The organism is Streptomyces sp. UW30, assembly GCF_008042075.1.
Lineage (GTDB): Bacteria > Actinomycetota > Actinomycetes > Streptomycetales > Streptomycetaceae > Streptomyces.
Map to the genome: position 1 here is coordinate 422,250 of NZ_RDBN01000021.1, position 22,433 is coordinate 444,682.

Annotated in this window: 18 protein-coding genes; 16 read left to right on the plus strand and 2 right to left on the minus strand. The window is 68.8% G+C overall.

Annotated features, from left to right (window positions below):
- The first annotated feature begins 32 nt into the window (after positions 1 to 32).
- A complete protein-coding gene (locus tag EAO75_RS12320) occupies positions 33 to 1,859 on the plus strand; it encodes an FAD-dependent oxidoreductase (protein WP_147995077.1) in 1,827 nt (608 codons plus the stop codon).
- A 55-nt stretch (positions 1,860 to 1,914) separates the two neighbouring features.
- Here EAO75_RS12320 and EAO75_RS12325 read toward each other — a convergent pair whose 3' ends face one another.
- A complete protein-coding gene (locus tag EAO75_RS12325) occupies positions 1,915 to 2,748 on the minus strand; it encodes a C40 family peptidase (protein WP_147995078.1) in 834 nt (277 codons plus the stop codon).
- A gap of 714 nt (positions 2,749 to 3,462) precedes the next feature.
- Here EAO75_RS12325 and EAO75_RS12330 point away from each other — a divergent pair.
- Genes EAO75_RS12330 through nuoN form a run of 14 tightly spaced genes read left to right on the plus strand, consistent with a single transcriptional unit; the run spans position 3,463 to position 19,432 of the window.
- Positions 3,463 to 3,822, plus strand: a complete 360-nt coding sequence (locus EAO75_RS12330; RefSeq protein ID WP_030950624.1) for an NADH-quinone oxidoreductase subunit A — start codon at positions 3,463 to 3,465, stop codon at positions 3,820 to 3,822.
- Between the two features lie 15 nt (positions 3,823 to 3,837).
- The gene (locus EAO75_RS12335) at positions 3,838 to 4,392 is read left to right on the plus strand and encodes a NuoB/complex I 20 kDa subunit family protein (protein WP_147995079.1); all 555 of its coding nucleotides are present in this window, start codon (positions 3,838 to 3,840) and stop codon (positions 4,390 to 4,392) included.
- The gene (locus EAO75_RS12340) at positions 4,389 to 5,150 is read left to right on the plus strand and encodes an NADH-quinone oxidoreductase subunit C (protein WP_147995080.1); all 762 of its coding nucleotides are present in this window, start codon (positions 4,389 to 4,391) and stop codon (positions 5,148 to 5,150) included. The genes EAO75_RS12335 and EAO75_RS12340 overlap by 4 nt, the downstream gene beginning before the upstream one ends.
- Complete coding sequence (locus EAO75_RS12345) at positions 5,147 to 6,469, plus strand: NADH-quinone oxidoreductase subunit D (protein ID WP_147995081.1); 1,323 nt, start codon at positions 5,147 to 5,149, stop codon at positions 6,467 to 6,469. Before EAO75_RS12340 ends, EAO75_RS12345 begins: the two co-directional genes overlap by 4 nt.
- Positions 6,466 to 7,338 (plus strand): NADH-quinone oxidoreductase subunit NuoE, encoded by an 873-nt coding sequence (gene nuoE, locus EAO75_RS12350; protein ID WP_147995082.1) that lies wholly within the window; start codon positions 6,466 to 6,468, stop codon positions 7,336 to 7,338. Before EAO75_RS12345 ends, nuoE begins: the two co-directional genes overlap by 4 nt.
- On the plus strand, positions 7,338 to 8,687 hold the full coding sequence (gene nuoF, locus EAO75_RS12355) for an NADH-quinone oxidoreductase subunit NuoF (RefSeq protein WP_147995083.1): 1,350 nt from the start codon (positions 7,338 to 7,340) through the stop codon (positions 8,685 to 8,687). Before nuoE ends, nuoF begins: the two co-directional genes overlap by 1 nt.
- Positions 8,684 to 11,188, plus strand: coding sequence for an NADH-quinone oxidoreductase subunit G (locus EAO75_RS12360; protein ID WP_147995084.1), 2,505 nt, complete (start codon positions 8,684 to 8,686; stop codon positions 11,186 to 11,188). The genes nuoF and EAO75_RS12360 overlap by 4 nt, the downstream gene beginning before the upstream one ends.
- Positions 11,185 to 12,549, plus strand: a complete 1,365-nt coding sequence (gene nuoH, locus EAO75_RS12365) for an NADH-quinone oxidoreductase subunit NuoH (protein ID WP_147995085.1) — start codon at positions 11,185 to 11,187, stop codon at positions 12,547 to 12,549. Before EAO75_RS12360 ends, nuoH begins: the two co-directional genes overlap by 4 nt.
- Positions 12,542 to 13,144: an NADH-quinone oxidoreductase subunit NuoI gene (nuoI, locus tag EAO75_RS12370; RefSeq protein WP_147995086.1), complete on the plus strand. Its 603-nt coding sequence runs from the start codon at positions 12,542 to 12,544 to the stop codon at positions 13,142 to 13,144. Before nuoH ends, nuoI begins: the two co-directional genes overlap by 8 nt.
- Complete coding sequence (locus EAO75_RS12375) at positions 13,141 to 13,983, plus strand: NADH-quinone oxidoreductase subunit J (protein WP_147995087.1); 843 nt, start codon at positions 13,141 to 13,143, stop codon at positions 13,981 to 13,983. Before nuoI ends, EAO75_RS12375 begins: the two co-directional genes overlap by 4 nt.
- Positions 13,980 to 14,279 carry an NADH-quinone oxidoreductase subunit NuoK gene (gene nuoK, locus EAO75_RS12380; protein ID WP_107904232.1) on the plus strand — a complete coding sequence of 100 codons (300 nt, stop codon included), beginning with the start codon at positions 13,980 to 13,982 and terminating at the stop codon, positions 14,277 to 14,279. The genes EAO75_RS12375 and nuoK overlap by 4 nt, the downstream gene beginning before the upstream one ends.
- 16 nt (positions 14,280 to 14,295) lie before the next feature.
- On the plus strand, positions 14,296 to 16,209 hold the full coding sequence (nuoL, locus tag EAO75_RS12385; protein WP_147995088.1) for an NADH-quinone oxidoreductase subunit L: 1,914 nt from the start codon (positions 14,296 to 14,298) through the stop codon (positions 16,207 to 16,209).
- Positions 16,210 to 16,214: 5 nt separating this feature from the next.
- Complete coding sequence (locus tag EAO75_RS12390) at positions 16,215 to 17,786, plus strand: NADH-quinone oxidoreductase subunit M (protein ID WP_147995089.1); 1,572 nt, start codon at positions 16,215 to 16,217, stop codon at positions 17,784 to 17,786.
- Positions 17,783 to 19,432, plus strand: a complete 1,650-nt coding sequence (nuoN, locus tag EAO75_RS12395; RefSeq protein ID WP_147995090.1) for an NADH-quinone oxidoreductase subunit NuoN — start codon at positions 17,783 to 17,785, stop codon at positions 19,430 to 19,432. Before EAO75_RS12390 ends, nuoN begins: the two co-directional genes overlap by 4 nt.
- A gap of 75 nt (positions 19,433 to 19,507) precedes the next feature.
- On the opposite strand, the gene EAO75_RS12400 is transcribed toward nuoN, so the two are convergent.
- Positions 19,508 to 20,110, minus strand: a complete 603-nt coding sequence (locus tag EAO75_RS12400) for a Uma2 family endonuclease (protein WP_147995267.1) — start codon at positions 20,108 to 20,110, stop codon at positions 19,508 to 19,510.
- 202 nt (positions 20,111 to 20,312) lie between these two features.
- Between EAO75_RS12400 and recQ the strand changes: the two genes are divergently transcribed.
- Entirely contained in the window at positions 20,313 to 22,361 is a 2,049-nt protein-coding gene (gene recQ / locus EAO75_RS12405) for a DNA helicase RecQ (protein WP_147995268.1), read from the plus strand.
- Positions 22,362 to 22,433: the final 72 nt, after the last annotated feature.

The following is a 22,433-nucleotide window of genomic DNA, read 5'->3' on the forward strand; positions in this document are numbered from 1 at the left end:
CCTCGGCGGACCCTCCCTACCCTCCGGGATTCATGACAACAGAACACACGCAGGAGCCCCAGGAGAAGACAGGTCACACGCCATCCGGCCACACGCGCAGACGCTTTCTGGCCGGTGCCGGGTCGGCGGCCGGCGCCGTCGCCTTATGGCCCGCGGGAACCGCGAAGGCGGCCTCCGGCAGACGCGTCGCCGTCCTCGGCGGCGGAGTCTCCGGCCTGAGCGCCGCCCACGAACTCGCCGAACGCGGTTACGCCGTCACCGTCTACGAGTACTACGACGCCCTCGGTGGCAAGGCCCGCTCGATGCCCGTACCGGGGACGGCGGCCGGCGGCCGCGCCGACCTCCCCGCCGAGCACGGCTTCCGCTTCTTCCCCGGCTTCTACCGGAACCTGCCGGACACCATGCGCCGCATCCCCGTCCCCGGCAACGCGCACGGCGTCCACGACAACCTCGTCAGCGGCACCGAGGCCCTGTTCGCCCGCGCCGGCGGCCGTCCCGACCTGCACTTCCCGCTGCGCCGCGCCACCACCCCGCCCCGCCCCGGCGACCTCACACTCGGCTGGATCCGCGACCAGCTCCTGTCGGTCCTGGACCTCGGCACCCGCCTGCCCGCCCACGAGGTGGCCTACTTCGCCGACCGGCTCCTGGTCCACCTCACCAGCTGCGACGCCCGCCGCGAGGAGCAGTGGGAGAAGGTCTCGTGGTGGGACTTCATCCGCGCCGAGGACATGAGCGCGGAGTACCGGACGCTCCTCGGGATCGGCCAGACCCGCAACCTCGTCGCCACGCGCGCGGAGGTGGCCTCCACCCGGACCGTCGGCCGCGTCATCATCGAGGCCCTGCTGCTGTGGGGCCTGCTCGGCCGCGGCATGGACGGCGACGCCGACATCGACCGCGTCCTTAACGCCCCCACCAGCGAGGCCTGGATCGACCCCTGGGAGGCCCACCTGCGCTCTCTCGGCGTCGATTTCGCCCTCGGCGCCCAGGTCCGCGAGGTCCGTTACGACGGCGGCCGCGTGAGCGGCGTCCGCGTCTCGGCCCGGGACGGCAGCGACGAACGCACCATCACCGCCGACCACTACATCAGCGCGCTGCCCGTCGAGCACGCGCGCGGGACGTGGGGCCCGGCCCTGCGCGCCGCGGATCCGCAGCTCGCACGCTGCGACGCCCTCCAAGCCGACTGGATGACCGGCGTGATGTTCTATCTGCGCACGCCCACCCCGGTCGTGCACGGCCACATCAACTGCCTCGACTCGCCCTGGTCGGTGACCGGCGTCGGCCAGGCCCAGTTCTGGGACGGACGGGACTTCTCCCGCGACTACGGCGACGGGCGCGCCCGCGACTGCCTGTCCGCCATCATCTCGGAGTGGGACAAGCCGGGCATCCTGTACGGCAAGACGGCCAAGGAGTGCACCAAGGAGGAGGTCGTCGCCGAGCTCTGGGCCCAGCTGAAGGACGGCCTCAACGACGTCGGCAAGACCGTGCTGCGGGACGAGGACCGTCTCGGCTGGTTCATGGACCCGGCGGTGACGGGTCTGGGCGGCCCTGACCCGCAGAACCGCGAACAGCTCCTCATCCACCCCACGGGCACGCTCTACAACCGCCCCACGGCCCGCACGAGGGTCCCGAACTTCTTCCTCGCGGGCGACTACGTCCGCACGGACGTGGACCTCGCGACGATGGAGGGCGCCAATGAGTCGGCCCGCCTCGCGGTCAACGCACTCCTGGAGGCGGACAATTCGGACGCCGAGCGCTGTGAGATCTGGGAGCTGTACCGGCCCCCGGAGATGGAGCCCCTCAAGCGGATCGACGCGGTGCGCTACAAGCTCGGCCTGCCCAACACCTTCGACCTCGGATGAGACGTAAGGGCCGCTGCCCCCGAGCGGCTGCGGCCCTTACGGTGATCCCTGTGCGTCAGAGGACGCGCACCGCGCCCGACGCCGGGTAGCCGGACAGGTCCTGGATGACGACGCCCTTGGAGGGGTTGGCCGCGTCCAGGTACTGGCCGTTACCGATGTAGACCCCCACATGGTAGGCGGAACCCTTGCCGCCCCAGTAGAGGATGTCGCCGACCTGGATCTGCGACAGCGGGATGTCGGTGCCGGACATCGACTGGTCCTGCGAGACGCGCGGCAGGTCGACGCCGACCTGCTTGAAGGCGGCCTGGACCAGGCTGGAGCAGTCCCACGCGTTGGGCCCGGTGGCGCCCATGACGTAGGCGTCGCCGACCTGCGCCTGGAGGAAGGAGATGACCGTGCCGACGCTGCCGCTGGCGGGAGCGGACACGTCGACGTTCGTGTCCGCGGAAGCGGACAGGGTGGCCCGCTCCGCGCTGCGCGAGGCGGCCTCCTCGGCGGCGGCCCTGCGGGCCTCCTCCGCCTTCTTCTTCGCCTCGGCCTTCTTCTTGGCCTCTGCGAGGTCCTTCTTGGCTTCCTTGGCCGCCGCGGCGGCGGCCGCGTCACGCTCGGCGTCGAGCTCGTAGTTCGCCGCAGCCAACTGGGTGGCGTCGGCGGACTGGGCGAGCTGGTCCGCCAGATCACCCGTGAGGGTGGGCAGTTCGATGGTCTGCGTAGCCGGCTCGGCGGCGTGCGCCGTGGCCGCAGCGCCTGCCGCTGCCATGCTGAGGACGCCACCGGCAACTCCGGCGCGCATCGCGATGGTCGTCGACGCGGTGCGGCGGGGCTTCCGGTGGCTACGTATGTGAGCGGTGTGGGACATGAGAACAACGGGTATCAGGGGCTCCTCCATACCTTCAAGGAACGTGTGCTGCGCCACAGTTGTTCAATCGGCGCTCCAAATTCCTGTCCGACCGCCCTTTATTGACGCCCTAACGGACATTGCGGACGCCCGCTAACCTGCCCGTGATCACGGCCTTTCATCATTAAGTCCGAATTGCCCAGCGCCTACCACTTGTTGGGACCGGTGGCCAAGCCCGGTTCTCAGAGGTCTCTCATCGATGTGGCAGAGGTCACGCAACGGTTACGGCAGTGTGCGCGTCCCGTGCCCGGATCGCACCCGGCGTCGCTCGTGAATGCGTGCACGCGTCCACATCCGCTCCCGACTCTCCCTCTGATGTGTGAACGGGGTCCTCTATCAAGGCGTCCCGTCCAGCACCAATTTGCATGCAAGAGAACTCTCTTGATATTGAGACGACCCCTCCGAGCTGCGCCGACGAGCGAAAATGTCACCTCTGGTGATCACCTGGACGCTTCTCGTGTGAAGATCACCGCTCATCCATGTTCATGATCCTTCGTCAGGTGGTGGAGATCACAAAGCTTGTGTAATACCCCGTGTCGCAGATCACAGAGCGGCGGGCATAGGATGCGAGGCAGTTGGGCTTGTGACCTGCTTCACATGTTCTCGATCTTCGCCGGGACGAGCGGGGCTCGTGGAACCGGTGGGGCGGCTGTGAGCCCAGTGCAACCGCCAGCAGTCAGTGCCGACTGAGAGGAGCGAGGAGCGGTGAACGCGTATGCGCCCATCCTCGTACTGGGAGCCCTCGGGGCAGGCTTTGCGATCTTCTCCGTGGTCATGGCCACGCTGATCGGTCCGAAGCGGTACAACCGGGCCAAGCTCGAGGCCTACGAGTGCGGAATCGAGCCGACCCCCACGCCGGCCGGCGGCGGGCGCTTCCCGATCAAGTACTACCTGACGGCGATGCTCTTCATCATCTTCGATATCGAGATCGTCTTCCTCTACCCCTGGGCCGTCACCTTCGACTCCCTGGGGATTTTCGGGCTCGTGGAGATGCTGCTCTTCGTGCTCACCGTCTTCGTCGCGTACGCGTACGTATGGCGGCGCGGCGGCCTGGAATGGGACTGAGGGGCCTTTAACGACATGGGACTCGAAGAAAAGCTGCCGAGCGGATTCCTGCTGACCACCGTCGAGCAGGCCGCGGGCTGGGTGCGCAAGGCGTCCGTCTTCCCGGCGACCTTCGGCCTCGCCTGCTGTGCCATCGAGATGATGACCACCGGCGCCGGCCGATACGACCTGGCGCGCTTCGGCATGGAGGTCTTCCGCGGCTCGCCGCGCCAGGCCGACCTGATGATCGTCGCCGGCCGGGTCAGCCAGAAGATGGCGCCGGTGCTCAGGCAGGTCTATGACCAGATGCCGAACCCCAAGTGGGTGATCTCCATGGGGGTCTGCGCCTCCTCGGGCGGCATGTTCAACAACTACGCGATCGTGCAGGGCGTCGACCACATCGTCCCGGTCGACATCTATCTGCCGGGCTGCCCGCCACGGCCCGAGATGCTGCTGGACGCCATCCTCAAGCTGCACCAGAAGATCCAGACCTCCAAGCTCGGCGTGAACGCCGAGGAGGCGGCCCGCGAGGCGGAGGAAGCGGCGCTCAAGGCCCTGCCCACGATCGAGATGAAGGGGCTGCTGCAGTGAGCGACGCAAACGGAACCAACGGGGCGAACGGGTCCAACGGGGTCAACCCCGAGAAGGACCTCTCCGCCTCCAACCTCCCCGGCCAGCGCGGCCAGGGCGGCGAGGAGATCCGTGTCCAGCGCGGCATGTTCGGCGCCACCAACGGCGGCGACACCTCCGGCTACGGCGGCCTCGTCCGTTCCGTCCGGCTCCCGGGACCGGCGAACCGCCCCTACGGCGGCTGGTTCGACGAGGTCGCCGACGAGCTCGAGGGCGCCCTGGAGGAGCAGGGACTCCTGCCCGGCAACGCCATCGAGGCGACGGTCGTCGACCGCGGCGAGCTCACCTTCCACATCGAGCGCGAGCACCTGGTCCGCGTCGCCCGCACCCTGCGCGACGACCCGGCCCTGCGCTTCGAGCTGTGCACCGGGGTCAGCGGCGTCCACTACCTCGGCGACAAGGGCCGCGAACTGCACGCCGTCTACCACCTGCGCTCGATCACCCACAACCGGCTGATCCGCCTCGAAGTCAGCGCCCCGGACAGCGACCCGCACATCCCGTCGCTCGTCTCCGTGTATCCGACGAACGACTGGCACGAGCGCGAGACCTACGACTTCTTCGGCATCGTCTTCGACGGTCACCCGGCCCTGACGCGGATCATGATGCCGGACGACTGGCAGGGCCACCCGCAGCGCAAGGACTACCCCCTCGGCGGCATCCCCGTCGAGTACAAGGGCGCCCAGATCCCGGCTCCGGACCAGCGGAGGTCGTACTCGTGAGCACGCAGTCAGCATCTGCCCGTGAGACCACCGAGGGCACCGTATATACGGTCACCGGTGGCGACTGGGACGAGGTCGTCCAGGCCGCGGCCCGCGCCGACGACGAGCGCATCGTCCTCAACATGGGTCCGCAGCACCCCTCCACCCACGGTGTGCTCCGCCTGATCCTGGAGATCGACGGCGAGACGGTCACCGAAGCCCGCTGCGGCATCGGCTATCTCCACACCGGTATCGAGAAGAACCTCGAGTACCGGACCTGGACGCAAGGCACCACGTTCGTGACGCGCATGGACTACCTGACGTCCTTCTTCAACGAGACCGCCTACRGTCTCGCCGTCGAGAAGCTCCTCGGCATCGAGGACCAGATCACCGAGCGCGCCAAGATCATCCGGGTGCTCCTGATGGAGCTGAACCGACTCTCCTCCCACTTGGTGTGCATCGCCACCGGCGGCATGGAGCTCGGCGCCACCACGATCATGATCTACGGATTCCGTGATCGTGAAATGATTCTCGACATCTACGAGCTCATCACGGGCCTCCGGATGAACCACGCGTACATCCGCCCCGGCGGACTCGCCCAGGACCTGCCGCCCGGCGCGGTGGACCAGATCCGCGAGTTCGTGAAGAAGATGAAGAAGAACCTCCCGGAGTACGACAAGCTCGCCACCGGGAACCCCATCTTCAAGGCCCGCATGCAGGACGTCGGCTATCTCGACCTGGCCGGCTGCATGGCCCTCGGCGCCACCGGCCCGATCCTGCGCTCCACGGGCCTGCCGCACGACCTGCGCAAGACGCAGCCGTACTGCGACTACGAGACGTACGACTTCGAGATCCCGACCGCCGACACCTGCGACTCCTACGGGCGCTTCCTGATCCGCCTGGAGGAGATGCGCCAGTCGCTCGGGATCGTCGAGCAGTGCCTGGACCGGCTCCAGCCCGGCCCGGTCATGGTCGCCGACAAGAAGATCGCCTGGCCCGCCCAGCTCGCCCTGGGACCCGATGGGCTCGGCAACTCCCTCGACCACATCAAGAAGATCATGGGCACCTCCATGGAGGCCCTGATCCACCACTTCAAGCTGGTCACCGAGGGCTTCCGCGTCCCGCCGGGACAGGCGTACGCGGCCGTCGAGTCGCCCAAGGGCGAGCTCGGGGTGCATGCCGTGTCCGACGGCGGCACACGCCCCTTCCGGGTCCACTTCCGCGACCCGTCCTTCACCAACCTGCAGGCCATGGCGGCGATGTGCGAGGGCGGCCAGGTCGCCGACGTCATCGTCGCCGTCGCGTCCATCGACCCCGTGATGGGAGGCGTCGACCGGTGACCACCTCTTCTTCCGAGCGGGGCGTCAGCCTGGGCATGCCCGAACTGCCCGCGCCCGGCTACCCGGACGACGTTCGAGCCAGACTGGAGGCCGACGCGCGCGAGATCATCGCCCGCTACCCGGACTCCCGGTCCGCCCTCCTGCCGTTGCTGCACCTGGTGCAGTCGGAGGAGGGCCATGTCACGCGCACCGGGATGCGGTTCTGCGCGGACGTACTGGAGCTGACCACGGCCGAGGTCACCGCCGTCGCCACCTTCTACTCCATGTACCGGCGCAAGCCGAGCGGTGACTACCAGGTGGGCGTCTGCACCAACACGCTGTGCGCGGTGATGGGCGGCGACGCGATCTTCGAGGAACTCCAGGAGCACCTGGGCGTCGGCAACGGCGAGACCACGGGCGACGGCAAGGTCACCCTGGAGCACATCGAGTGCAACGCGGCCTGCGACTTCGCGCCGGTCGTGATGGTCAACTGGGAGTTCTTCGACAACCAGACCCCGGCCAGCGCCAAGCGCCTCGTCGACGATCTGCGCGCGGACCGGCCCGTGGAGCCGACGCGCGGGGCCCGGCTGTGCACCTTCAAGGAGACCGCGCGGATCCTGGCCGGCTTCCCCGACGAGCGGCCCGGGGCCGTCGAGGAGGGCGGCAGTGCGGGACCGGCGTCGCTGGTGGGCCTCCGCCTGGCCAAGGGAGAGGTCGCACCCGCGCGCGTGGTCCATCCGCGGGACGGCGGCCCGCACGACGAGCCGCAGGGCAAGGCAGCGCACCAACCGTCGTCGGCTGAACACCTCAGCTCGCACGACGCGCCGCAGGAATCGTCCGCGTCCGACCCGGCCCACCCGGCAGGGCCTGTCGCCGAGGAGGGGGAGTGATGACGTTGGCACCAGAGCTGAAGGAAAACAGCCCCGAGAAGCTGCTCGCACCCGTGCTGTCGGCCTTCTGGGACGAGGACAGGTCCTGGACGCTCGACGTCTACCGAAGGCACGAAGGATACGAGGGACTCCGCAAGGCGCTCGCCATGTCGCCGGACGACCTGATCGCGTACGTCAAGGACTCCGGTCTGCGCGGGCGCGGCGGTGCGGGATTCCCGACCGGAATGAAATGGCAGTTCATTCCGCAGGGAGATGGAAAGCCGCACTATCTAGTTGTCAACGCCGACGAATCGGAGCCCGGAACCTGCAAGGACATTCCGCTCCTCTTCGCGAACCCGCACAGCCTCATCGAGGGCATTGTCATCGCGTGTTATGCCATCAGGTCTTCGCATGCCTTCATCTATCTGCGTGGTGAAGTCGTCCCGGTTCTGCGGCGGTTGCACGAGGCCGTGAGTGAGGCCCGTGCGGCCGGCTACCTCGGCGAGAACATCCTCGGCAGTGGCCTCGACCTCGAACTCACCGTGCACGCGGGCGCGGGCGCGTACATCTGCGGTGAAGAGACCGCACTGCTCGACTCGCTCGAAGGCCGCCGTGGTCAACCGCGGCTCCGTCCCCCCTTCCCTGCGGTGGCAGGTCTCTACGCCTGCCCGACTGTTGTGAACAACGTCGAGTCGATCGCGTCGGTTCCCGCGATTCTGCATCGGGGCAAAGAATGGTTCCGCTCGATGGGCAGCGAGAAGTCCCCGGGCTTCACGCTCTACTCGCTCAGCGGCCATGTCGCCAGCCCCGGCCAGTACGAGGCCCCGCTCGGCATCACGCTCCGCCAGCTCCTTGAAATGAGCGGCGGCATGCGGCCCGGGCACCGCCTGAAGTTCTGGACGCCGGGCGGATCCTCGACGCCGATGTTCACCGACGAGCACCTCGACGTCCCCCTCGACTACGAGGGAGTCGGCGCCGCCGGTTCCATGCTCGGCACCAAGGCCCTGCAGTGCTTCGACGAGACGACCTGCGTCGTGCGCGCCGTCACCCGCTGGACCGAGTTCTACGCCCACGAGTCCTGCGGCAAGTGCACACCCTGCCGCGAAGGCACGTACTGGCTCGTGCAGTTGCTGCGCGACATCGAGGCCGGCAAGGGCGTCATGAGCGACCTCGACAAGCTGAATGACATCGCCGACAACATCAACGGCAAGTCCTTCTGCGCCCTCGGCGACGGCGCCGCCTCGCCGATCTTCTCCTCGCTGAAGTACTTCCGCGAGGAGTACGAGCAGCACATCACGGGCCGCGGCTGCCCCTTCGACCCGGCGAAGTCGACGGCCTGGGCCGACCACCGCACGGAGGTGAACGCATGACTGTGACCACCAGCGCTCCCTCCGGAGGGGGAGAGGCGGCCCTCCCGCCGGAGGATCTCGTGGCGCTGACGATCGACGGCGTGGAGATCAGCGTGCCGAAGGGCACCCTGGTCATCAGGGCCGCCGAGCAGCTCGGCATCGAGATCCCCCGCTTCTGCGACCATCCCCTCCTCGACCCGGCCGGCGCCTGCCGCCAGTGCATCGTCGAGGTCGAGGGTCAGCGCAAGCCGATGGCGTCCTGCACGATCACGTGCACGGACGGCATGGTCGTCAAGACGCACCTCACCTCGCCGGTCGCCGAGAAGGCCCAGAAGGGTGTGATGGAGCTCCTGCTCATCAACCACCCGCTGGACTGCCCGGTCTGCGACAAGGGCGGCGAGTGCCCGCTGCAGAACCAGGCCATGTCGCACGGCCAGTCCGACTCCCGCTTCGAAGGAAAGAAGCGGACCTACGAGAAGCCCGTGGCGATCTCCACACAGGTGCTCCTCGACCGCGAGCGGTGCGTGCTGTGCGCCCGCTGCACCCGGTTCTCCAACCAGGTCGCGGGCGACCCGATGATCGAGCTGCTGGAGCGGGGCGCGCTCCAGCAGGTCGGCACCGGTGAGGGCGACCCGTTCGAGTCGTACTTCTCCGGCAACACCATCCAGATCTGCCCGGTCGGCGCGCTCACCTCGGCGGCGTACCGGTTCCGCTCCCGCCCCTTCGACCTCGTCTCCTCGCCGTCGGTGTGCGAGCACTGCTCCGGCGGCTGCGCCACCCGCACCGATCACCGGCGCGGCAAGGTCATGCGGCGCCTCGCGGCCAACGACCCCGAGGTCAACGAGGAGTGGATGTGCGACAAGGGCCGGTTCGGGTTCCGGTACGCCCAGCAGCGCGACCGGCTCCAGACGCCGCTGGTGCGCAACGCGGAGGGTGAGCTGGAGCCGGCCTCCTGGCCGGAGGCACTCCAGATCGCCGCCCAGGGACTGCTCGCCTCGCGTGGCCGCACCGGCGTGCTGACCGGCGGCCGGCTCACCGTCGAGGACGCCTACGCGTACAGCAAGTTCGCGCGCGTGGCGCTCGACACCAACGACATCGACTTCCGCGCGCGCGTACACAGCGGCGAGGAGGCCGACTTCCTCGCCGCGCGGGTCGCCGGTCACGGCCGCGACCTGGACGGTAGGGGCGTCACCTACACCTCCTTGGAGAAGGCGCCGGCCGTCCTGCTGGCCGGGTTCGAGGCCGAGGAGGAGGCGCCCGGCGTCTTCCTGCGGCTGCGCAAGGCCTGGCGCGGGCACGGCCAGAAGGTCTTCTCGCTCGCCACGCACGCGACACGCGGCCTGGAGAAGGCGGGCGGCACGCTGCTGCCCGCCGCTCCCGGCACCGAGACCGAGTGGCTGGACGCGCTCGCGAGCGGCGTCGGCCTGGACGGAGGCGGTGCGCAGGCGTCCGAGGCGCTGCGCACCGAGGGCGCGGTGATCGTCGTCGGCGAGCGGCTGGCCGCCGTGGAGGGCGGGCTCACCGCCGCCGTACGCGCGGCGACCGCGACCGGCGCCGACCTGGTGTGGATCCCCCGCAGGGCGGGGGAGCGCGGCGCCGTCGAGGCGGGTGCGCTGCCGTCGCTGCTGCCGGGCGGACGTCCCGCGACCGACCCACGCGCGCGTGAGGAGGTCGCCGCCGTCTGGGGCCTGGCCGATCTCCCGCTCCGGTACGGCCGCGACGCCGGCCAGATCGTCGAGGCCGCCGCTACCGGCGAACTCCAGGCCCTGCTGGTCGCGGGCGTCGAGGTCGCCGACCTGCCCGACCCGGCACGCGCGCGTGAGGCGCTCGGTGAGGTCGGCTTCGTGGTGTCGCTGGAACTGCGGCCCGGTGAGGTGACCGAGCTCGCCGACGTCGTGCTGCCGGTCGCCGCGGTCGCCGAGAAGGCCGGCACCTTCCTCAACTGGGAGGGCCGGGTGCGCTTCTTCGAGGCCGCGCTCAAGCCCGACCAGATGACCCGCCGCCTGGCGCCGACCGACGCGCGCGTGCTGCAGATGCTGGCCGACGCCATGGACGTACACCTGGGCCTGCCGGATCTGCGCACCACACGCGCGGAGATCGACCGGCTCGGCGCCTGGGACGGGCCGCGGGCCACCGCACCCCTTGAGGTCGCCGCCACGCTGCCGCGGCCGGCCGCCGGCGAGGCCGTCCTGGCCGGGCACCGGCTGCTGCTCGACCAGGGCCTGCTCCAGGAGGGCGACGAGGCGCTCGCCGGCACTCGGCACGCCGCCCACGCGCGCTTGTCGGCCGCCACCGCCGCCGAGGCCGGCGTGAAGGACGGCGACGTCCTGGCCGTGACCGGCCCCGCCGGAGTCGTCGAACTGCCGCTTCAGGTCACGCAGATGCCCGACCGGGTGGTCTGGCTCCCGCTGAACTCCGTGGGCGCCGGCGTCGCCTCCGACGCCGGGGTGCTGCCCGGCTCACTCGTCCGCATCGGCCCGGCGACCCTGACGTCCGAGGCCCCCGAGGAGGTGGAGGCATGAGCCCTTTCCTCGCCGCTGAAGACCTCTCGATGTTCGGCCGCGACCCCTGGTGGCTGGTCGTCATCAAGGCGGTGTTCTGCTTCGCCTTCCTGATGGTGACCGTGCTGTTCTCCATCGTCTGGGAGCGCAAGGTCGTCGCCTGGATGCAGCTGCGCATCGGCCCCAACCGGCACGGCCCCTGGGGCATGCTCCAGTCGCTCGCCGACGGCATCAAGCTGATGCTGAAGGAAGACGTCATCGTCAAACGCGCGGACAAGGTGGTCTACGTCCTCGCGCCGATCGTCGCGGCCATCCCGGCCTTCATGGCGATCGCGGTGATCCCCTTCGGCCCGGCCGGCAACGAGATCTCGATCTTCGGCCAGCGCACCACGATGCAGCTCACCGACCTGCCGATCGCGATGCTCTACATCCTCGCGGTCGCCTCGGTCGGCATCTACGGCATCGTCCTTGCGGGTTGGAGTTCCGGATCCACCTATCCGCTGCTCGGCGGCCTGCGGTCCTGCGCGCAGATGATCTCCTACGAGATCGCGATGGGCGCCGCCTTCGCCTCGGTGTTCCTCTACTCCGGTTCGATGTCGACCTCGGCGATCGTCGAGGCGCAGCAGGACCGCTGGTACGTCGTCCTGCTGCCGGTCTCCTTCATCATCTACATCATCACGATGGTCGGGGAGACCAACCGCGCCCCGTTCGACATGCCGGAGTCCGAGGGCGACCTGGTCGGCGGCTTCAACACCGAGTACTCGTCGATCAAGTTCGCGCTGTTCATGCTCGCCGAGTACGTGAACATGGTGACGGTGTCGGCGGTGTCGGTGACGCTCTTCCTGGGCGGCTGGCGGGCCCCGTATCCGATCAGCACCTTCTGGGAGGGCGCGAACCACGGCTGGTGGCCGATGCTCTGGTTCGTGATCAAGGTCCAGGTGCTGCTGTTCTTCTTCATCTGGCTGCGCGGCACGCTGCCTCGCGTCCGCTACGACCAGCTGATGAAGCTCGGCTGGAAGGTCCTCATCCCGGTCTCCGTCGTCTGGCTGATGCTCGTCGCGACCGTGCGGACCCTGCGCAACGAGAACTACGACTTCGCCGACATCGCCCTCTACGTCGGCGGCGGCGTCCTCGCCCTGCTCCTGCTCTCCTTCCTCGCCGACATGTTCCGCGAGAAGGCGAAGGGCGGCGAGGGGGCCGCCGAGGAACCGGCCGGGTTCGACGCGATGGCGGGCGGATTCCCCGTACCACCGTTGCCGGGACAGGAGTTGCCGCCGGTGCCGCGTCGCCGCTCGCACCGCGAGCGGGAGCTGATTGTCAGTGGTGGGCCCGATACTCAGAGTGACGGATCTCTGGATGGAAAGGAGGCGTCCGATGGCTGAGGAGCCCAAGGAGACCAAGCCCGGTTTCCAGAACCCCGTGGCCGGCTTCGGCGTGACCTTCAAGGCCATGTTCAAGAAGCGGCTGACCGAGCAGTACCCGGAGCAGCAGAAGACCACCGCTCCGCGCTTCCACGGACGGCACCAGCTCAACCGCCATCCGGACGGCCTGGAGAAGTGCGTCGGCTGCGAGCTGTGCGCCTGGGCCTGCCCCGCCGACGCCATCTATGTGGAGGGCGCCGACAACACCGACGAGGAGCGCTACTCGCCGGGCGAGCGGTACGGGCGCGTGTACCAGATCAACTACGCCCGCTGCATCCTGTGCGGCCTGTGCATCGAGGCGTGCCCCACGCGCGCGCTCACGATGACGAACGAGTTCGAGCTCGCCGACTCCAGCCGCGCCAACCTCATCTACACCAAGGAGCAGCTGCTCGCCGGTCTTGAGGACGGCATGGTCGACAGCCCCCACGCCATCTACCCGGGGACCGACGAGCAGGACTACTACCGGGGCCTGGTGACCGAGGCCGCTCCCGGTACGGAGCCCCAGGTCGCCGTCTCCAAGGGCGAGAAGCCCGAAGAACAGGAGGCGGAGGCATGAGCGCGCAGCTCGCCGCCTACTCCACCTCCACCGGAGAGGCCGTCCAGTTCTGGATCCTCGGCACCGTCGCCGTCATCGGCGCCCTGTGCACCGTATTCATGAAGAAGGCCGTGCACAGCGCGCTCTGCCTGGCCGGAACCATGATCATCCTGGCGGTGTTCTACCTCGCCAACGGCGCCTACTTCCTGGGCATTGTCCAGATCGTCGTCTACACCGGCGCGATCATGATGCTGTTCCTGTTCGTGGTGATGCTCGTCGGCGTCACGGCCGCGGACTCCCTGAAGGAGACCATCAAGGGCCAGCGCTGGCTGGCCCTTCTCTGCGGCCTGGGCTTCGGCGCCCTGCTGATCGGAGGCATCGGCAACGCCTCGATCACGGAGTTCAACGGCCTCGCCCAGGCGAACGCGAACGGCAACGTGGAGGGACTCGCCACCCTCATCTTCACCAAGTACGTCTTCGCCTTCGAGATCACCGGCGCCCTGCTGATCACGGCAGCCATCGGCGCCATGGTGCTCACGCACCGCGAGCGCACCGAGCGCGCCAAGACCCAGCGCGAGCTGTCCGAAGAGCGCGTCCGCGAGGGCAAGCACGTCCCGCCGCTGCCGGCCCCCGGCGTGTACGCCCGGCACAACGCCGTGGACATCGCGGGCCTGCTGCCCGACGGCACCCCGTCCGACCTCACGGTCAGCAAGACGCTGCGTGAGCGCGGCCAGATCCGCGACGTGTCCACCGAGGCGCTCAACGACCTGCGGGCGCTGGAGCAGCGGGCGGAGGAGCGGCTGGAGCGGACCGCCATCGAGCCGTCGACCTACAAGCGGCCGGAGGAGGCGTCGAAGTGAACCCGGTCAACTACATCTACCTCGCGGCCCTGTTGTTCACGATCGGTGCCACCGGCGTGCTGATCAGGCGCAACGCGATCGTCGTGTTCATGTGCATCGAGCTGATGCTCAACGCCTGCAACCTCACGCTCGTCGCCTTCTCCCGGATGCACGGCAATCTCGACGGCCAGATCATCGCCTTCTTCACGATGGTCGTCGCCGCCGCGGAGGTCGTCGTCGGGCTGGCGATCATCGTGTCGCTGTTCCGTTCCCGCCACTCGGCCTCGGTCGACGACGCCAGCCTGATGAAGCTCTGAGGGGTCGGAAGAAAACGTGGAGAATCTGATTGCGCTGCTGATCGCAGCGCCCCTGCTCGGAGCGGCCGTACTGCTGTGCGGCGGCCGGCGCCTGGACGCCGTCGGCCAGTGGATCGGCACGCTCCTGTCCTTCGTCTCCTTCGCCTTCGGCGTGGTCCTCTTCGCCGACCTGCTCGGCAAGGGCGCCGAAGAACGGACCCTGACCCAGCACCTGTTCAGCTGGATCCAGGTCGAGGGCTTCCAGGCGGACGTCGCCTTCCGCCTCGACCAGCTGTCGATGACGTTCGTGCTGCTGATCACCGGCGTCGGCTCGCTGATCCACCTGTACTCGATCGGGTACATGGAGCACGACGAGCGGCGCCGCCGCTTCTTCGGCTATCTGAACCTGTTCCTCGCAGCGATGCTGCTGCTGGTCCTCGCCGACAACTACCTGCTGCTGTACGTCGGCTGGGAGGGCGTCGGTCTCGCGTCGTACCTGCTCATCGGCTTCTGGCAGCACAAGCCCAGCGCCGCCACCGCCGCGAAGAAGGCCTTCCTGGTCAACCGCGTCGGCGACATGGGCCTGTCGATCGCGATCATGCTGATGTTCTTCTGGTTCGGCACCTTCGCCTTCGGGCCGCTGCTCGGCGGCGAGGGGGAGCCCGGCCTGGTCGGGGAAGCGAGCGAGGGCAAGCTCACCGCCATCGGCCTGATGCTGCTGCTCGCGGCCTGCGGCAAGTCCGCCCAGGTGCCGCTGCAGTCCTGGCTCGGGGACGCGATGGAGGGCCCGACCCCGGTCTCTGCCCTCATCCACGCCGCGACGATGGTGACCGCGGGCGTCTACCTGATCGTCCGCTCCGGCGCCATCTTCAACGCCGCGCCCGACGCCCAGTTGGTCGTCACGATCGTCGGCGCCGTCACGCTCCTGTTCGGTGCGATCGTCGGTTGCGCGAAGGACGACATCAAGAAGGCGCTGGCCGGCTCGACCATGTCGCAGATCGGCTACATGGTCCTCGCCGCGGGCCTCGGCCCCATCGGCTACGTCTTCGCGATCATGCACCTGGTGACGCACGGCTTCTTCAAGGCCGGACTGTTCCTCGGCGCCGGTTCGGTCATGCACGGCATGAACGACGAGGTCGACATGCGCAAGTACGGCGGCCTGCGCAAGTACATGCCGGTCACCTTCGTCACCTTCGGCCTCGGCTACCTCGCGATCATCGGCTTCCCCGGCCTGTCCGGCTTCTTCTCCAAGGACAAGATCATCGAGGCGGCGTTCGCCAAGGGCGGCACCGAGGGCTGGATCCTCGGCGGCTGCGCGCTGCTGGGCGCCGCGATCACCGCGTTCTACATGACGCGCGTGATGCTGATGACGTTCTTCGGCGAGAAGCGCTGGCAGCCGGACGAGAAGGGCAACGAACCGCACCCGCACGAGTCGCCCAAGGTCATGACGATCCCCATGATCGTCCTGGCCGTCGGATCGGTGGCCGCCGGTGCGTTCTTCAGCATCGGTGACCGCTTCATCCACTGGCTGGAGCCCATCACCGGGCACGACCACGGCCACGCGCCGATCAGCGCGGGAGCCATCACCGGCGCGACCGTCGCGTGCATGGTCATCGGCGTCGCCATCGCCTACGGCCAGTACGGCCGCCGCCCGGTCCCGGCCGTCGCCCCGCGCGGGTCGCTGCTCACCCGGGCCGCCCGGCGCGACCTGTACCAGGACGACTTCAACCACGTCGTCCTCGTCCGCGGCGGCGAGCACCTCACGCGCTCCCTGGTGTACGTCGACCACACCCTGGTCGACGGTGTCGTCAACGGCACGGCGGCCTCGGTCGGCGGCCTGTCCGGACGGATGCGCAAGCTGCAGAACGGCTTCGCGCGGTCGTACGCGGTCTCGATGTTCGGCGGTGTGGCGATCCTCATTGCCGCGACCCTGCTGATGAGGGCGGTCTGATACCGATGTCCTTTCCACTGCTGACAGCCACGGCGGTGCTCCCGGCGATCGGGGCGATCGCCACGGCCGCCGTACCGGCCGCGCAGCGCACCGCCGCCAAATGGCTGGCGCTGCTCGTCTCGCTCGGCACACTCGCCCTCGCGATCACCATCCTGGTCCGCTTCGACCCGGACGGCGACCGCTACCAGCTCACCGAATCCCACTCCTGGATCGCGGAGTTCGGGGTCCGCTACGAACTCGGTGTGGACGGCATCGCGGTCGCCCTCATCGCGCTGACGGCGCTGCTGATCCCCTTCATCGTCCTCGCGGGCTGGCACGACGCCGACCCGCTGGAGACCGGCAGCAAGAGGTGGCGGCCGACGCAGGGCTTCTTCGCCCTGATCCTGGCCGTCGAGGCGATGGTGATCATCTCCTTCGAGGCCACCGACGTCTTCCTCTTCTACATCTTCTTCGAAGCCATGCTCATCCCGATGTACTTCCTCATCGGCGGCTTCGGGGACCGTGCCCACGAGCACGGTGAGAAGGCGGCGTCGACGCAACGGTCGTACGCGGCCGTGAAGTTCCTGCTCTACAACCTGGTCGGCGGTCTGATCATGCTGGCCGCGGTGATCGGCCTCTATGTGGTCGCCGGGAACTTCAGCCTCCAGGCGATCGCCGAGGCCCGCGCCAACGGCACGCTCGACATGGCGACGAACACCGAACGCTGGCTGTTCCTCGGCTTCTTCTTCGCCTTCGCGGTGAAGGCGCCGCTGTGGCCGCTGCACACCTGGCTGCCCAACGCGATGGGGGAGGCCACCGCACCGGTCGCCGTCCTCATCACGGCGGTCGTCGACAAGGTGGGCACCTTCGCGATGCTCCGCTTCTGCCTCCAGCTGTTCCCGGAGGCCAGCAAGTGGGCGACGCCGGCCATCATGGTCCTGGCGCTGATCAGCATCGTCTACGGGGCGTTGCTCGCGGTCGGCCAGCGGGACATCAAGCGCCTGATCGCCTACGCGTCGATCTCGCACTTCGGCTTCATCATCATGGGCATCTTCGCGATGACCAGCCAGGGCCAGTCCGGCGCGACGCTCTACATGGTCAACCACGGCATCTCCACAGCCGCGTTGATGCTGGTGGCAGGCTTCCTGATCTCGCGGCGCGGCTCGCGCCTCATCGCCGACTACGGCGGTGTACAGAAGGTCGCCCCGGTGCTTGCCGGCACCTTCCTGATCGGCGGTCTGGCGACACTGTCGCTGCCGGGACTCGCACCGTTCGTCAGTGAATTCCTGGTCCTGGTCGGCACGTTCACGCGCTACCCGGTGATCGGCATCATCGCCACCTTCGGCATCGTGCTCGCCGCGCTGTACGTCCTCGTCCTCTACCAGCGGACGATGACGGGCCCGGTGAAGCCGGAGGTCTCGGCGATGCCCGACCTCAGGGTGCGCGAACTCGTCGTCGTCGCCCCGCTGGTCGCACTGCTGATCTTCCTGGGCGTCTACCCGAAGCCCCTGACGGACATCGTCAACCCGGCGGTCCAGCAGACCATGTCCGACGTACACAAGAAGGATCCTCAGCCCGAGGTGGAGGCGGCCAAGTGAGCACATCTGCTGTCCACAGCCTGTGGACAACCGCGGCCGACCCGATCTCGAAGATCGACTCGCCGAAGATCGAGTACGGGCAGTTGTCGCCCACCTTGATCATTATCGGCGCGGCGATCATCGGAGTGCTGATCGAGGCGGTCGTTCCGCGCAAGGCGCGTTACTACGCCCAGGTGTTCGTCTCCGCCGTGGCGCTCGTCGCGGCCTTCGCCGCGGTCGTGGCGCTGGCGGCCGGCGGATACGCCACGACCAAGTCGGGCATCGCCGCCATGGGCGCGATCGCCGTCGACGGACCCGCCCTGTTCCTCCAGGGCACCATCCTGCTGGCAGGCCTGGTCGGCCTGTTCACCTTCGCCGAGCGGCGGCTCGATCCGGCGGCGCACGGCAACCGGGTCGACTCCTTCGCCGCACAGGCCGCGTCCGTGCCGGGCAGCGACAGCGAGAAGGCGGCGGTGAAGGCCGGGTTCACCACCACCGAGGTGTTCCCGCTGCTGATGTTCGCCGTCGCGGGCATGCTGATCTTCCCGGCGGCCAACGACCTGCTGACGCTGTTCATCGCATTGGAAGTCCTCTCGCTCCCGCTGTACCTGATGTGCGCGCTGGCCCGGCGCAAGCGGCTGATGTCGCAGGAGGCCGCGGTCAAGTACTTCCTGCTGGGTGCCTTCGCCTCCGCGTTCACGCTGTTCGGCATCGCCATGCTGTACGGGTACGCGGGCTCCGTGTCGTACGCGACGATCGCGCAGGTCGTCGACGGCACGGTCCCGGATGTCACCCCGGCGCTCGCGGGCACGATGGGCAACGACGTGCTGCTGCTCGTCGGCTCCGCGATGATCGTCATGGGCCTGCTGTTCAAGGTGGGCGCGGTCCCGTTCCACATGTGGACTCCGGACGTCTACCAGGGCGCGCCGACGCCGGTGACCGGGTTCATGGCGGCGGCGACCAAGGTGGCGGCGTTCGGTGCGCTGCTGCGGATCCTGTACGTCGTGCTGCCGGGCCTGCGCTGGGACTGGCGGCCGGTCATGTGGGGCGTGGCGATCGTCACGATGCTGGGCGGTGCGATCGTCGCGATCACGCAGACCGACATCAAGCGGCTGCTGGCGTACTCGTCGATCGCGCACGCCGGATTCATCCTCGCGGGTGTCATCGCGACCACGCCGGACGGGGTGTCGTCCGTCCTCTTCTACCTGGCCGCGTACTCGTTCGTGACGATCGGGGCGTTCGCGGTGGTGACGCTGGTGCGCGACGCCGGCGGTGAGGCGACGCACCTGTCCAGCTGGGCCGGTCTGGGCCGCCGTTCGCCGCTGGTCGCGGCCGTGTTCGCGGTGTTCCTGCTGGCCTTCGCGGGCATTCCGCTGACCTCCGGCTTCGCCGGGAAGTTCGCCGTGTTCAAGGCGGCGGCGGAGGGCGGGGCGGGCCCGCTGGTCGTGGTCGGTGTGATCTCGTCCGCGATCGCGGCGTTCTTCTACATCCGCGTCATCGTCCTGATGTTCTTCAGCGAGCCACGGCCCGAGGGCCCGACGGTCGCTGTTCCGTCACCGCTGACGATGACGGCGATCGGGGTAGGTGTGGCGGTCACGCTGGTGCTGGGTGTGGCCCCGCAGTACTTCCTGGATCTGGCCGGTCAGGCGGGGGTGTTCGTGCGCTGACACAGCGCCCGCGTCCACGACAGCGGCCCGGCTTCCCACGCAGGGGGAGCCGGGCCGCCGCGCAGGTGAGGCGGGTTACTGGTCCTTGTCCCGGCGTGCCTTGATCTGGGTGAGGTCCAGGTCCACAGGAAACGGGGCGGCCAACTTCATCCGCTCACGAAAGATGCCCACACTGGCGTAGGCGCGGGTGGTCGGCTCCAACTCGAAAGCGTGCACCGCTGCGAGGCCCTTCTCGTTCTCCACCCTCCAGTAGTGGGGAATTTTCGCGCGGGCGTATTTCAGCGGCTTCGTCTCACGGTCCCGGGACACGGAGTCCGCTGAGACGACCTCGATTGCCAGAAGGACCCCCTCGACCGGGAAGCGCGTCTGCTCCGAGTCCTCCACTACATCCCCACGCACGACGACCACGTCCGGCTCGGGCCGGTTCTGCCGGTCGATGTCGATGGTGAACTCGCTGATGACCTCGAACTCTGCTGGGGCCAAGGACTGGAGCTGCCACTCGAAGAAGCTCACAGCGCGCGAGTGAAAGAGGGTCTGCGGACTTACGAAGACCAGGCTCCCGTCGATCAATTCCGTGTGCGGAGGAAGATTCGGGAGGCGGTCCAGGTCGTCGGCGGTCCAGCCGCCTTCCGGCGGGGTCGGCCAAGCGGACGCTGACGCCTTCGGTGCGACGCGCATCAGTGCTCCCATGGGACGGAGTCTCGCCGGTGCATTCAGGCTAACTGCCGGAAACGGGCAGGTCTCCTCCGCACGTGTGAACGACTGTCGTGTCCTCGGCGAGAAACCCGGCCCGCGGTGCCTGTGGATAACTCCGATGCTGTCGGTGGCGGCCCCTATCGTGGAGGCAGTGGTCGAGGGACGACGTACGGGGGACATGGCGATGGGTGTGACGGGTGGGATCAGGGAGATGCCAAGGGTGACCGAGGCGACAGGGGCAGCAGAGGCGGGTGGAAGTGAGGCGCTGGCCGCGCTGCACCGGGTCTTCGGCTACGACGCCTTCCGAGGTGAGCAGGAAGAGGTCATCGAGCATGTGGTGGCCGGCGGCGACGCCGTCGTGCTCATGCCGACCGGCGGCGGAAAGTCCCTCTGCTACCAGATTCCGTCCCTGGTCAGACCAGGTACGGGCGTGGTCGTCTCGCCGCTCATCGCGCTGATGCAGGACCAGGTGGACGCCCTGCGGGCGCTGGGCGTGCGGGCCGGGTTCATGAACTCCACGCAGGACTTCGACGAGCGACGGGTGGTGGAGGCGGAGTTCCTGGCGGGCGAGCTCGACCTGCTCTACCTCGCACCGGAGCGACTGCGGCTGGACTCGACGTTGCAGCTGCTCTCGCGCGGAAAGATCGCCGTCTTCGCGATCGACGAGGCGCACTGTGTCTCTCAGTGGGGCCACGACTTCCGGCCCGACTATCTGGCCCTCTCGCTGCTCGGCGAGCGCTGGCCGGACGTCCCGCGGATCGCGCTCACGGCGACGGCCACGCATGCGACGCACCAGGAGATCACCCAGCGGCTGAACATGCCGACGGCCCGGCACTTCGTGGCGAGCTTCGACCGGCCGAACATCCAGTACCGCATCGTGCCGAAGGCGGACCCCAAGAAGCAGCTGCTGAGCTTCCTCCGGGAGGAGCACGCGGGCGACGCGGGCATCGTGTACTGCCTGTCCCGCAAGTCCGTGGAGGCCACGGCCGAGTTCCTGTCCCGCAACGGCATCGAGGCGGTGCCGTACCACGCGGGGCTGGACGCGGGCACGCGCGCGGCGCACCAGTCCCGGTTCCTGCGGGAGGACGGCCTGGTCGTGGTGGCGACCATCGCCTTCGGGATGGGCATCGACAAGCCGGATGTGCGCTTCGTCGCCCACCTCGACCTGCCCAAGTCGGTCGAGGGCTACTACCAGGAGACGGGCCGCGCCGGCCGTGACGGCCTCTCCTCCACGGCGTGGATGGCCTACGGCCTCAACGACGTCATACAGCAGCGCAAGCTGATCCAGTCGGGCGAGGGCGACGAGGCATTCCGGCGCCGGGCCGCCTCGCACCTGGACGCGATGCTGGCGCTGTGCGAGACGGCCCAGTGCCGGCGCGGTCAGCTGCTCGCCTACTTCGGCCAGGACCCCGACCCGGTGGGCTGCGGCAACTGCGACACCTGCCTGACGCCGCCGGAGACCTGGGACGGCACGATCGCGGCGCAGAAGGTGCTGTCGACGGTGGTGCGGTTGCAGCGCGAGCGGGGGCAGAAGTTCGGGGCGGTGCAGATCGTCGACATCCTGATGGGGCGGCGCACAGCCAAGGTGATCCAGTTCGATCACGACCAGCTGTCCGTCTTCGGTATCGGCGAGGACCTGATCGAGGGCGAATGGCGGGGCGTCATCCGGCAGTTGCTGGCCCAGGGGCTGCTCGCGGTCGAGGGCGAGTACGGGACGCTCGTGCTGACCGAGGCCAGCGGATCGGTGCTGCGGCGCGAGCGGGAGGTGCCGCTGCGCAAGGAACCGAAGAAGCCGGCGACCTCGCGGTCGGGCTCGGGTTCCGGGCGCGGGGAGCGCAAGGCGAAGGCCGCGGTGGCCGAGCTGCCGGAGGAGCTGGCGCCGGCCTTCGAGGCGCTGCGGGCCTGGCGTGCCGAGCAGGCTCGGGAGCATGGGGTTCCGGCGTATGTCATCTTCCACGACGCGACGTTGCGGGAGATCGTGACCGTCTGGCCCGCGTCCGTGCGGGAGCTCGGCGGCGTCAGCGGGGTCGGTGAGAAGAAGCTGGCGACCTATGGCGAAGGGGTGCTGGAGGTGCTGGCCGCGGCGCGTGGGGAGTCCGGTGCCGGGGCGGCGGCCGACGCGGCACCCGACGCGGCTCTCGGAGCCGATGACGGGGCCGATGACGGGGCCGATCACGGGGTGGACGACTGGCCCGAGATGGAGGCAGAGCCGGAGCCGGAGGACTGGGCCTAGGACATGGGACCTGGGGCCTAGAGCATGGGGCCTGGGGCCTGGCGCCGGGGAAGGGGCAGCTGCCGAGCGCCG